General features: G+C 35.5%; 14 protein-coding genes. 12 read left to right on the plus strand and 2 right to left on the minus strand.

The features are described from left to right. Positions 1-60: 60 nt before the first annotated feature. The 3 genes from B0A64_RS12545 (at position 61) to B0A64_RS12555 (ending at position 1,630) form a co-directional block, all read left to right on the plus strand. Positions 61-579, plus strand: a complete 519-nt coding sequence (locus B0A64_RS12545) for a ferritin (protein WP_089479862.1) — start codon at positions 61-63, stop codon at positions 577-579. Positions 580-660: 81 nt separating this feature from the next. Beyond that, the gene (locus B0A64_RS12550) at positions 661-846 is read left to right on the plus strand and encodes a hypothetical protein (RefSeq protein ID WP_089479863.1); all 186 of its coding nucleotides are present in this window, start codon (positions 661-663) and stop codon (positions 844-846) included. Between the two features lie 91 nt (positions 847-937). Continuing rightward, on the plus strand, positions 938-1,630 hold the full coding sequence (locus B0A64_RS12555; protein ID WP_089479864.1) for a DUF2461 domain-containing protein: 693 nt from the start codon (positions 938-940) through the stop codon (positions 1,628-1,630). Between the two features lie 58 nt (positions 1,631-1,688). Here B0A64_RS12555 and B0A64_RS12560 read toward each other — a convergent pair whose 3' ends face one another. Beyond that, positions 1,689-2,021: a single-stranded DNA-binding protein gene (locus tag B0A64_RS12560; protein WP_089479865.1), complete on the minus strand. Its 333-nt coding sequence runs from the start codon at positions 2,019-2,021 to the stop codon at positions 1,689-1,691. A 176-nt stretch (positions 2,022-2,197) separates the two neighbouring features. On the opposite strand from B0A64_RS12560, the gene B0A64_RS12565 reads away from it, so the two are divergent. The 3 genes from B0A64_RS12565 to B0A64_RS12575 are packed head-to-tail and all read left to right on the plus strand — an operon-like array spanning position 2,198 to position 6,477. After that, entirely contained in the window at positions 2,198-3,727 is a 1,530-nt protein-coding gene (locus B0A64_RS12565) for a carbon-nitrogen hydrolase family protein (protein WP_089479866.1), read from the plus strand. Then, positions 3,724-4,071, plus strand: a complete 348-nt coding sequence (locus tag B0A64_RS12570) for a hypothetical protein (protein WP_089479867.1) — start codon at positions 3,724-3,726, stop codon at positions 4,069-4,071. The genes B0A64_RS12565 and B0A64_RS12570 overlap by 4 nt, the downstream gene beginning before the upstream one ends. Positions 4,072-4,083: 12 nt before the next feature. Next, a complete protein-coding gene (locus B0A64_RS12575) occupies positions 4,084-6,477 on the plus strand; it encodes a M28 family peptidase (RefSeq protein WP_089479868.1) in 2,394 nt (797 codons plus the stop codon). Positions 6,478-6,515: 38 nt separating this feature from the next. Here B0A64_RS12575 and B0A64_RS12580 read toward each other — a convergent pair whose 3' ends face one another. Beyond that, positions 6,516-6,911: a rhodanese-like domain-containing protein gene (locus B0A64_RS12580; protein WP_089479975.1), complete on the minus strand. Its 396-nt coding sequence runs from the start codon at positions 6,909-6,911 to the stop codon at positions 6,516-6,518. Between the two features lie 147 nt (positions 6,912-7,058). On the opposite strand from B0A64_RS12580, the gene B0A64_RS12585 reads away from it, so the two are divergent. From B0A64_RS12585 to B0A64_RS12610, 6 genes are all read left to right on the plus strand, one after another. Further along, positions 7,059-7,961, plus strand: a complete 903-nt coding sequence (locus B0A64_RS12585) for a LysR family transcriptional regulator (protein WP_089479869.1) — start codon at positions 7,059-7,061, stop codon at positions 7,959-7,961. Next, the gene (locus tag B0A64_RS12590; protein ID WP_089479870.1) at positions 7,946-8,395 is read left to right on the plus strand and encodes a GNAT family N-acetyltransferase; all 450 of its coding nucleotides are present in this window, start codon (positions 7,946-7,948) and stop codon (positions 8,393-8,395) included. Before B0A64_RS12585 ends, B0A64_RS12590 begins: the two co-directional genes overlap by 16 nt. A 120-nt stretch (positions 8,396-8,515) precedes the next feature. Further along, positions 8,516-9,340 (plus strand): SDR family oxidoreductase, encoded by an 825-nt coding sequence (locus B0A64_RS12595; RefSeq protein WP_089479871.1) that lies wholly within the window; start codon positions 8,516-8,518, stop codon positions 9,338-9,340. Positions 9,341-9,384: 44 nt separating this feature from the next. Further along, the gene (locus tag B0A64_RS12600) at positions 9,385-9,861 is read left to right on the plus strand and encodes a methylated-DNA--[protein]-cysteine S-methyltransferase (protein WP_089479872.1); all 477 of its coding nucleotides are present in this window, start codon (positions 9,385-9,387) and stop codon (positions 9,859-9,861) included. A 224-nt stretch (positions 9,862-10,085) separates the two neighbouring features. After that, the gene (locus B0A64_RS12605; protein ID WP_089479873.1) at positions 10,086-10,799 is read left to right on the plus strand and encodes a 3'-5' exonuclease; all 714 of its coding nucleotides are present in this window, start codon (positions 10,086-10,088) and stop codon (positions 10,797-10,799) included. 50 nt (positions 10,800-10,849) lie between these two features. Beyond that, entirely contained in the window at positions 10,850-11,923 is a 1,074-nt protein-coding gene (locus B0A64_RS12610; RefSeq protein WP_089479874.1) for a winged helix DNA-binding domain-containing protein, read from the plus strand. The last annotated feature ends 418 nt before the right edge of the window (positions 11,924-12,341 follow it).

Below are 12,341 nucleotides of genomic sequence, written 5' to 3' on the forward strand. Positions count from 1 at the left end.
TGTTAATTTGAAAAAAGCGTTTTGAAATATTTTTTCTAACTTTACAAAAAAGTCAACATTATGTTATCGAAAAATATTGAAACCGCTTTAAATAAGCAAATTCGCATAGAAGCCGAATCTTCTCAAACATACCTTTCTATGGCTTGCTGGGCAGAAGTTCACGGATTAGAAGGAATCGCACAATTTATGTACACACAATCAGACGAAGAGCGTGCACACATGCTTAAACTGGTAAAGTATATAAACGAACGCGGAGGCCACGCACAAATTACAGATCTAAAAGCGCCAAAAACATCTTATTCTACTTTTAAAGAAATGTTTGAAGCACTTTATAACCATGAGATTTTTGTTTCAGAGTCTATCAATGAACTGGTACACATTACTTTTTCTGAAAAAGATTATGCAACACATAATTTCTTACAATGGTATGTAGCAGAACAAATCGAGGAAGAAGCAACAGCAAAATCTATCCTGGACAAAATTAACTTAATTGGAGATGATAAAGGCGGACTTTACTTGTTCGACCGTGATATCCAGCAATTAACAGTGACAAGCTCTATTGCTATCAACCCAAAATAAAAAAAGTTAAAGTTTATTTAGAATATATAAAAATAACTATTTTCTTTTATATTTGCTTCTGTTTTTAAATACGGAGGAAAATTGAGCAAGAAAGAAAAAGATAAGGACAAAAAAAAGGATAAAAAGAAAAAGAAGAAAGAAGCTATCCTTGACAAGATTAAAAAGTTGGAAAACTGCAAATCTTCTTGCTGTGAGAAATATAAAAAAAGTGAAAAGAAACGCTGCTCACGATGTCCTATGTTTGATTTATTCAAAAAAACTGCTTAACACACATATACAAAACCCACCAAACTTTTTGGTGGGTTTTTAGTTTAAACCACACTTGTCTTTTGATTTTAAAGAGACTCAAAACTTACTTATGAAAAACAACATTATCATACCCAAATCCAGTCTTGATTTTTTGCTTAAGCTTAAAGAAAACAATAACAAACCCTGGTTTGAAGCCAATAAGCCAAATTACTTAAAAGAACTAAATCATATTGAAACCTTTGCGGGTGCTTTGCTTGAAGAACTTTCTAAAACGGATGTCCTGGAAACATCATCCGGCAAAAAAAGTGTATACCGAATTTATCGTGACATTCGTTTTTCTAACGACAAAACTCCTTTTAAAACCTTTTGGGGAGGCAGTTTTACCAGAGCAACCAATCAAAGACGCGGTGGTTACTATTTTCATCTCGAAAAAGGAAACAGTTTTTTTGCAGGGGGTTTTTGGGGACCAAATGCCGCAGATTTAAAACGCATAAGAAGCGAATTTGCACATGATTCTGAAACCATGCAAAAAATATTGAAGTCAAAAGCTTTTGTAAGCACGTTTGGCACTTTGCAGGGCGAACAGCTCAAAACCGCACCAAAAGGTTACGATGTAAATCATAAGGCCATTGATTTACTGCGTTACAAACAGTTTTTGATCATCAAACGTTTTACGGATGAAGAAGTATTAAGTCCGCTTTTTTTAGAAAAAGCTTTAGAAACATGCCAAAACATGCGACCTTTTTTTGATTATATGAGCGAAATACTTTCAACAGATATAAATGGCGGTTCGGTTCTATAAAAACAAAACCCGACAGGTATAAAGCCTGTCGGGTTTGAATCTCAAATATTGTTAAGCTTTATTTACTGAGCAACAAAATCTCATTGACCACAACTTCGGTCACATATTTCTTTTCTCCGTTTTTATCGTCATAACTTCTGTGTGTAAGTTTTCCTTCTATGGCAATCTCCTTGCCTTTTACCACATATTTTTCGATAATATCGGCTGTTTTACCCCAAGCTGTAACACGGTGCCACTCTGTTTGCTCGACCTTTTCGCCTTTGTCGTTGGTGTATTTGTCATTGGTTGCGATCGTTAAGTGAGCAAGCTTTCTTCCGTTTTCTAATGTTTTAATTTCCGGATCGTTTCCAACGTTCCCTATTAATTGTACTCTGTTTTTCATTGCATTCATGGCTTATAATTTTTAAATGTTCGTATAAAAGAATTCGTTTATCAAATTCAACAAGGCAAAGATGCGACCCGCTTCAACACTTATTCGGTTGCAAACTATTTACTTTCGGTTGTAACTATTTGTAAGCGTTTGTAAATGGAAATGTTTTTTTGTATATTTAGCATAAATCTTACAATATGCAGACAAAAATTAATAAAGTTGAATTAAGAAACTTAGAGTTTGACGATTATCAGCAATTAAAAAACTCAATGGTCGAATCGTATCCTGAAATGGCCAATTCGTACTGGAGAGCAGCTGATATTAAAAGACTACTTTCGATTTTTCCTGAAGGTCAACTGGTTATATTAGTTGACGGCATCGTTGTAGGATCTGCATTGTCCTTGATTGTCGACGAGAAACTGGTAGACAAAAGACACAATTATAAACAGATTCTTGGCGATTATACCTTCTCGACTCACAATAAAAACGGGGAAATTTTGTACGGTATAGACGTTTTTATCCACCCTAACTATCGCGGCTTGCGTTTAGGGCGACGTTTATATGACGCGAGAAAAGAATTATGCGAACAATTAAACCTAAAAGCCATTGTTTTTGCAGGAAGGATTCCCAACTACAACCAACATTCTAAAAAACTCACTCCAAAAACGTATATTGACAAAGTAAAACACAAAGAATTACATGATCCTGTACTGTCGTTTCAATTAAGCAATGATTTTCACGTGTTGCGAATCATCAAAAACTATCTGGAGGGCGATGAAGAATCAAAGGAATTTGCTGTTCTTCTGGAATGGAATAATGTGTATTACGACGAAAGTCCAAAACTTATTAATCTCGAAAAAAGCGTTATTCGTTTAGGATTAGTGCAATGGCAAATGCGCCAATTAAACAATCTTGAAGAATTTTTTGAGCAGGCAGAGTTTTTTATCGATGTCGTTTCCGGTTACGGAAGTGATTTTGCCTTATTTCCGGAACTTTTTATTGCGCCTTTAATGGCAGATTACAATCATTTGTCTGAGGCAGAAGCCATTCGTGAACTTGCCCGATATTCTGACCCTATCAGAAAACGTTTTCAGGAATTTGCCATCTCCTACAACATCAATATTATTACCGGGAGCATGCCTTATTTAGAGAACAATAACTTGTATAATGTTGGCTTTTTATGCAAAAGAGACGGAACTTCAGAAATGTACACTAAAATTCACGTGACCCCAAACGAAGTACAACATTGGGGCATGAAAGGCGGATCTCAATTTAAAACCTTTGATACGGATTGTGGCAAAATTGGAATCTTAATTTGTTATGATGTTGAGTTTCCGGAGCTTTCGAGAATTTTGGCCAACGAGGGAATGAATATATTATTTGTTCCGTTTTTAACCGATACTCAAAATGCATATACTCGCGTAAAACATTGCTCGCAAGCCCGCGCCATCGAAAACGAATGTTATGTCGCAATCGCCGGTTGTGTAGGTAACTTACCAAAGGTCAACAACATGGACATTCAATATGCACAGGCATCTGTGTTTACACCATCAGATTTTGCTTTTCCGAGTAATGGAATAAAAGCTGAGGCAACACCCAATACAGAAATGACTTTGATTGTTGATGTTGATTTAAATTTACTAAAACAGTTGCACGAACATGGAAGTGTTCGAATTTTGAAAGATCGAAGAACTGATTTATACGAAATTAAAAAAATCGAACCATGAAAACATGCCTTGAATGCTCCGAAAAAATTGTAGGCAGAGAGGACAAAAAGTTTTGTTCTGACAGTTGTCGAAATGCTTACAATAATAAAATAAATAAGGATAGCACCAATTTCATGCGCAATGTAAACAACAAATTACGAAAAAATTATCGTATTTTGTCCGAATTAAATATTGATGGAAAATCTAAAGCAACTCGCGAAAAAATGATAAACAAAGGCTTTGATTTCGACTTCTTTACCAATATCTTGCAAACCAAAACAGGAAATACCTACTATTTCTTGTACGATCAAGGATATCGCTCTCTGGACAATGATTATTTTATGCTTGTTAAAAAAGAAATATAGTACGTATTCATCATGAAAAAAAACCCTACCTCAATTCTGGCCGTAGTCTGCATTTTAGCAATTCTTGGCATCATATACGCCTCGATGATGCCGCAATGGATTTCGAAAAATGAAGAAGCTCTTGCTGAATTCTCGACCGAAAGAGCCCTCAATCAAGTCGAAATTATTGCACAAAAACCGCATTACGTGGGTTCTACCAATCACGAGCTGGTTGCCAATTATCTAAAACTTGAGCTTAATCGGATAGGTCTGGAAACCTCAGTTCAGGAAGGATTTACCCTTAACGACAAAGGTCTTTTGGTAAAATCTAAAAACATTCTGGCCCGGATAAAAGGAACCAACAACTCAAAAGCTCTTTTATTGCTGTCGCATTATGATAGTGCCCCACATTCATTTTCTAAAGGTGCAAGCGACGATGCCTCAGGAGTAGCAACTATATTAGAAGGAATTCGTGCTTTTTTATACGCAAAACAACCCCATAAAAATGACATTATTATTCTGTTTTCTGATGCCGAAGAACTGGGCTTAAACGGAGCCGCTCTTTTTGTAAACAAACATCCGTGGGCAAAAGACGTAGGTTTGGTCATTAATTTTGAAGCAAGAGGTTCGTCCGGTCCAAGTTATATGTTAATGGAAACCAATAAAGGAAATGAAGCCCTTGTAAAAGAATTCGCAAATGCAAAAGCTAAATATCCCGTCTCAAACTCTTTGATGTACAGCATCTATAAAATGCTGCCAAACGATACTGATTTAACCGTTTTTAGACAACAAGGAAACATTCAGGGTTTCAATTTTGCCTTTATAGACGGACATTATAATTATCACACCCAACAAGACGACGTTCAGCATCTAAATAAAACTACATTGGCGCATCAGGGAACCTATTTGATGCCATTGCTAAAATACTTCTCAAATGTTGATTTAAACACAACCAATTCGACTTCAGATGATGTTTATTTTAGCGTTCCTTTCTCTTTTATAAGTTATCCGTTTTCTTGGGTATTACCAATGACCATCATTGCTTTGGGTTTATTAATCCTTTTTATATTTATTGGAAAAATTAAACTGGTCATTACTTTCAGGGAAATTCTCAGAGGATTTGTTCCGCTTTTAGGATCCATTGTTGTTTCTGGATTGGTGACCTTTTTAGGCTGGAAAATTCTACTGCAAATCTATCCTCAATATTCAGATTTACTAAACGGGTTTACCTACAATGGTCATGCCTACATTGGTGCTTTTGTAACGTTGAGTATTGCCATTTCGTTTGCTTTCTACCATCATTTTTCGGAAGCAAAAATTACAATGAACCATTTTGTAGCGCCATTGTTATTATGGATTATCATCAATGCCTTTTTGGCCAATAGCTTAACCGGAGCAGGTTTCCTGATTATTCCGGTTTATTTTGGCATTCTCTTATTCGGAATTTTTGTCATCACACAACATTACAGCCTGGGTTTAAACTTATTGTTTAGCATTCCTGCCCTGATCATTGTAGCGCCTTTTATAGTTATGTTCCCGATTGGTTTAGGACTTAAAATTCTTTTTGGAAGTGCCATTCTAACCGTCTTGCTTTTTGGATTATTACTTCCTGTTTTTGGTTCTTTCTTTAAAAAGGGAGCCTGGACGATGTTCTTTTTTGCGGTTTCGATTGGCTTCTTTATTTCTGCAGGATATCATTCCGGTTACGAGCGTGGAGAAGCAAAATCAAACAGTTTACTTTATGTTTATAACGCCAATACAAATTCTGCGGTCTGGACCACTTATGACGTAAATCTGGACGATTGGACGAAGAGTTATTTAGGAGAAAAAAATCAGAAAGCCGTAGGATTAAACGATCTTCCGTTGGCCAGCAAATACAATTCAGGTTTTACATACAGTGCAATTGCTCCTGTAGTTGATATTCCAAAACCAACCATTACATTTATAAAAGATAGTGTTGTAGGGAATAACAGGTATCTAAAAATTAAAATTGCGCCAAACCGAAAGGTAAACCGTTACGACATTTATGCCAATCCAAAAATGACGTTTTTCAACTTTAAAGCTAATGGTGTTGCAACTGCCGGCGAAAAAGGAAATCGTCTGGAACGTGATGGCTCAAAAATTTTATGTTATTATGTTGTAGGCAATGAACCTCTGGTAATGGATTTCTACATCAATAAATCATCTCTTTTTGATATGGATTTAATCGAAAGTTCTTTCGATTTAATGACAAATCCTTTATTGCAAATAAAACCAAGAAGCGACTGGATGATGCCAACGCCTTTTGTTTTAAATGATGCTGTTTTAATTCAGCAAAAAATAAAGAAATATACCGCTCCGGTAGTTCCTCTAAAACCAGCAACTACGGCAAAAGATAGTATTAACATTGCAAAAGACAGTTTGAAAAAGGTTATAAAACCAGAATAAAAACAAAGGGCAAACTTAACCAGAGTTTGCCCTTTTATTTAACAAGCACATTCAAATTTCAACCCGGTTTTTACACCGTTTGATCCTTCGGTAGCATAACCGTCAAACTTCCACCACTCGATTCCACCTATTAACTCTTTTACTTTAAACCCCAGTTTTGCCATATTCAAAGCCCCTTTTGTTGAGGCATTGCAACCAATTCCGTCACAATACGTAACGTACAAAACCTCCTTATCCAAATGTTTTGTAGTTTCGACCGTCATTTCGCGATGCGGAATATTGATCGCTGTTGGTATATGTTCTGCTTCAAAACCAAAGGCTTTTCGGGCATCAATTGCAATCACCTTCTCTGAGCTGTTTAAGGCATCAAACAAATCAGACGGATCCATTTCGAAGGCTAATTTGTTTTCGTAGTGTTTAATTTGTTCTTCCATTTTTATGCTGATTTTTGATTTTTGTTTATCCAAAAGTAAGCGAACACCAAGTCTCATAAAAACGAAAAGAATTCATCAAGTAGATTACTTTTTTTCATAGAAAAACCATCCTGAAATTTTGTTACTTTGTATTCTAATTCCCAAAAAATGGAAATACGTCATTTACGATTAATAAAAGCAATTGTTGAAGAAGGAAGTATCACCAAGGCAATTGACAAATTGCATTTGACACAATCGGCTTTGAGTCATCAACTTAAAGAAGCCGAATATCAATTGGGAACTGCCATTTTTTTGAGAACGAACAAAAAGTTGGTCCTGACTAAAGCCGGAGAAAAAATCTATGATCTTGCCAACGAAATTCTGGAAAAGCTTTTGCAAACCGAATCTCAAATCAAGCAAATGGTATACGGTGAATATGGCGAAATAAGAATTAGTACCGAGTGTTTTTCCAGTTATCACTGGCTGCCACCGGTCTTAAAACAATTTCATCTTTTATATCCCAATGTAGATTTAAAAATTGTGACCGAAGCAACGCATATTCCGTTACAAAAATTATTAGAAAATGTAATTGATATTGCCATAATCAGTGATCAGATCAAAGACAATAATATAAAATATATAGAGCTTTTTCAGGATGAAGTTGTTATGGCAGTTTCTGAAAATCATGCGTGGGCGAATAAAAAGTACGTCGTTGCCGAAGATTTTGTCAACGAACATTTACTGATTCACTCTTTGCCTATGGAAACCGTTACGATTCATCAGTTTATTTTGGCCCCGGCAAAAGTTACACCTAAAAAAGTTACACCTTTGCCCTTGACCGAAGCATCTCTGGAAATGGTTAAGGCTGATATGGGTGTCATGTCTATGGCAAAATGGGCGTTACTGCCACATTTAAAAAACAGCCCCATAAAGGCTATTAAAATTGGGAAAAATGGTTTAAAGAGAAAACATTTCATTGCCATTCGCGAAAACGAGCAATATCCGGATTACTTTTATCACTTTATTACCTTTTTACAAAACGAGATCAACCTTCAATGGAATATTCAATAAGAAGCTGCGAAAGATCTGACTTGCCTAAATTGGTTGTTTTATGTCAAAAACATGCCGAATATGAGAAAGCTGCTTATTCTGCAGAAGGGAAACAAGAAAAATTGCAAGATGCTTTGTTTCGGGAACAGCCTAGATTATTCTGTTTAGTTGTTGCCACAAAAGAAACCATTGTAGGATATCTATCGTATACTTTTGATTTTTCGACCTGGGATGCAGGAACTTTCATTTATATGGATTGTTTATTTTTGGAACCAGAAGCCCGAAGTTTTGGCATTGGCGAAGTTTTAATCGACAAACTAAAACAAATCGCAATCAAGAAAAACTGCATCAATATACAATGGCAAACACCTGAATTTAACGAAAGAGCCATTAAATTCTACAACAGAATTGGCGCAAAAGGAAAAGACAAAGTTCGATTTACATTAGATTTGTAATGTAATTGAAGCTAAAGTTATTTAATATTATAAATTGAATAGGCTCCAGTTTCAGCTGGAGCCTATTCAAAAAAACTTTGTGTCTTTGCGAAATTATCTTTCAAAGCAAACTTTTAAAAAATGAAAAAAATAAGCATATTAGGCTGCGGATGGTTAGGTTTGCCTTTAGCAAAAAAACTAATCGAAAAAGGACATTCGGTAAACGGATCTACAACTTCTCAAAATAAACTTTCAATTTTAGAAAATGCTGGAATAAATCCTTTTTTGCTGGCGCTTGAAAGCGAAAGTATTTCAGAAAGCATCAATGAGTTTCTAGATAAAAGTCAAATCTTAATTATCGATATTCCGCCTAAATTGCGAGGAAAAAATGCCGATTCATCTCCTTCTTTGAGGAAGGTTTTTGTAGAAAAAATCGAAAACCTGATTCCGTTTATTGAAAAATCAACAGTAAAAAAGGTGCTTTTTGTAAGTTCAACTTCTGTTTATGGAGACGAAAACGACATTATCACCGAAGAAACAAATCCAAATCCAGAGACCGAAAGCGGCAAACAATTACTTCTTGCCGAAGCAACTCTGCAAAACAATCAAAACTTTGAAACTACTATTTTGCGCTTTGGCGGATTAATAGGCGAAGATCGCCATCCGGTAAAATTTCTGGCGGGAAGAGAAAACCTCGAAAATCCGGACGCACCCGTAAACCTGATTCATCAAAATGATTGCATTGGTATCATCGAAGAAATCATAAACCAATCAAAATGGAACGAAGTTTTTAATGCCGTTGCCCCGTTTCACCCTACAAGAGAGAAATATTATACACAACAAGCAAAAGAGCAAAACTTGATTTTGCCTAAGTTTAGTCCGGAAAAATCAAATATCAAAAAGGTTATCTCGAGCGAAAAAGTTGAAAATAGTCTAAGTTACCCGTTTAAACTTGAAAATTATTAAACTGTTTTAAAAACTTTGCGAACTTTGTGGTTCAATCAAAATCTATGGAAACAGCCTATATCAATTCGCCTTTAGGAATTACCAAAATTATTGGCGACGAAGATGGCGTTTCTGTAATTTCTGTTTCTGATGTTGGTACTAAAGAAATTTCTTTAGAAATTCCGGAAGTATTAAAAGAAGCCGTTTCGCAACTACAAGAATATTTCGATAAAAAAAGAACCGGTTTCGATTTCAAACTTAACCCAAAAGGAACTGAATTTCAGCAAAAAGTATGGCAATCACTATTAGAAATCCCATACGGAAAAACCATAAGTTATATGGATCAGACCAAGAAACTAGGTGATATAAAAGCGATACGTGCCGTGGCATCTGCCAATGGCAAAAATCCGTTATGGATTGTCGTTCCCTGTCATCGGGTTATTGGCACAAATGGTTCTCTAACAGGTTATGCCGGCGGATTGTCCCGCAAAAAATGGCTTCTTGAACACGAAAACCCAACAACACAGCAAAGTTTGTTTTAAAAAAGTTAGCCACGACCCGAGCGATAGCGAACTGGCGAAGCAATTTCACGAATTAGCACTAATTCCTGGTTTATTAGATTGCTAACTATTTTTAATTTGTGCTAATTCGTGAAATTCGTGGCAAAGAATCCTTGTTTCTAAATCATAAGTTATTTCTTATTTTAAATTCAATTTTGCGTACATTTATAAATCTAAGATGTCTAATATCTAAGAAGTCTTAAAAAATGATAGAAAAAATAAACCTCAACAACATTTTATTTCTGGACATAGAGACTGTTCCGGAAGAAGAGAATTTTAATTCGCTGGACACAGAAATGCAGTCGCTTTGGGATCATAAAACACAATACCAGCGAAAAGACGATTTTACGCCGGAAGAATTTTATGATCGCGCCGGAATCTGGGCAGAGTTTGGAAAGATTGTTTGTATTTCGGTTGGTTACTTTACAATCAAAGGCGACATTCGAAATTTTAGGGTAACCTCCTTTTTTGGGGAAGAAAAAAAGATCCTTCATGACTTTAATAATTTATTGAACAATCACTTTAATCAGCCGCAACATGTTTTATGCGGACATAACGCTAAGGAATTTGATATTCCGTTTATAGCAAGAAGAATGATTATCAATCAGGTTGCGATTCCGGAGAAACTGAATCTTTTTGGAAAAAAACCATGGGAAATTGCGCATTTGGATACTTTAGAATTATGGAAGTTTGGAGATTATAAACACTTTACATCACTAAAACTATTAACCAAGATTCTGGGGATACCATCGCCAAAAGGCGATATTGACGGAAGTCAGGTGGCACATGTTTTTTATGTCGAGAAAGATATTGACCGTATTGTAACCTATTGCGAAAAAGATACGATTGCCGTAGCACAGATTTTTCTTCGTTTGCGCCGTGAAGACTTATTGATTGATGAAGAAATTATTCATGTGTAGATTTTTTAAGGTGCAAAGGTACAGACACACAGAGTAACAAAGTTTAGAAAATGACACATCACGAAATCTCCCATCATAGACTTGTTTCTCAAAAACTGTATCAAACAAGTCTAAACTCTCCGCAGGAAATTGTAAAACATTTAGGTGCAATGCAGGCTCAGGATTACAATATGGCAAAATGGGCAATTGGAGCAAGAGGTAATGCTACCGAAAAAGAGATCGAAGAGGCTATAAATGCTGCCCAAATTATTCGTACTCATATTCTACGTCCCACCTGGCATTTTGTTGCTGCCGATGATATTTATTGGATGTTGGATCTCTCTGCGCCACAAGTCAAAAGATTTACTGCTTCTGCCGCAAAGAAATATGGTTTTGATGCTAAAAAATTAGATCAGACAAATTCTGTTATCGAAAAGATATTAAGCGGAAATAACTATTTGACAAGAGATGAAATTATGCAGGAACTTAATATCAAGAAAACTTCCAGCGAAGATTTTTTAAGTGCCGCAATTATGATGAATGCTGAACTGGATGGTTTGGTTTGTAATGGTAAAATGAAAGGCAAACAAATTACCTATGCCCTACTTCAGGAAAGGGTATCAAGACCCAAAACAAAACTAACCAAAGACGAGGCTCTCGCAAAATTAGCCCTCCGATATTTCGAAAGTCACGGGCCTGCAACACTACTTGACTTCTCGTGGTGGTGCGGTTTTCCTCCAACTAGCTGCAAATTGGCAATTAATGCAATTGAGTTGCAACTGAATTCTGTTGACATTGAAAATCAAACGTATTGGTTTAAAAATGATTTTTCTGAAGTCGCTAATTTCCGAGAAAGCATACATTTTCTTCCTGCATTCGATGAAATTCTGATCTCGTATAAAACCCGTGAAGCTTCAATTTTATTAGAACATCAATCTAAAGCTTTTACCAATAATGGCATTTTTAAACCCATTATTCTGGAAAACTCAAAAGTTATTGGAACCTGGAAACGAACCATGAAAAAAGATCATGCAAAAATAGAAACACAATTTTTTACTGAAACCAAAACATCAAAAAAGGAAATTTTGTTTGAAGGCATTCAAGCTTTTGAAAATTATCTTGAAACCAAAATTATTATTGAATAAAGAATTATTTCTTAATTTTTATATCGTTCCTACGGAGCTTAGAACTAACTGCTCGTAATTTTCTATAAATATTTTGCTCCTATGGAGCTAGCATAATAATATCCCTTGATTTTCTTAAATATTTGCTTCCAAGGAAATAGAGCGACTAAATGAATTTTGATATTTTATAAAAAATTTATTCCACCGAGCTAGAACAACAAAATGTATCCTAATCTTTTTAAATGTTTGCTTTCACAGTGTTAGAGCGACTAAATCTATAGCAATCTTTTATAAATATATTGCCCATTAGAATTATTAAAACCGGCACACGATATTTTCTATAAATGTATTGCTACAATTGGTATGAATAAACTCCGTCAGGAGTGCTATGTTTATAGCAATGCAAATTTAAAATATCCATTTGTAGCCCCAGCGGGGC

Origin of the sequence: Flavobacterium araucananum (assembly GCF_002222055.1) — a bacterium.
Classification (GTDB): domain Bacteria; phylum Bacteroidota; class Bacteroidia; order Flavobacteriales; family Flavobacteriaceae; genus Flavobacterium; species Flavobacterium araucananum.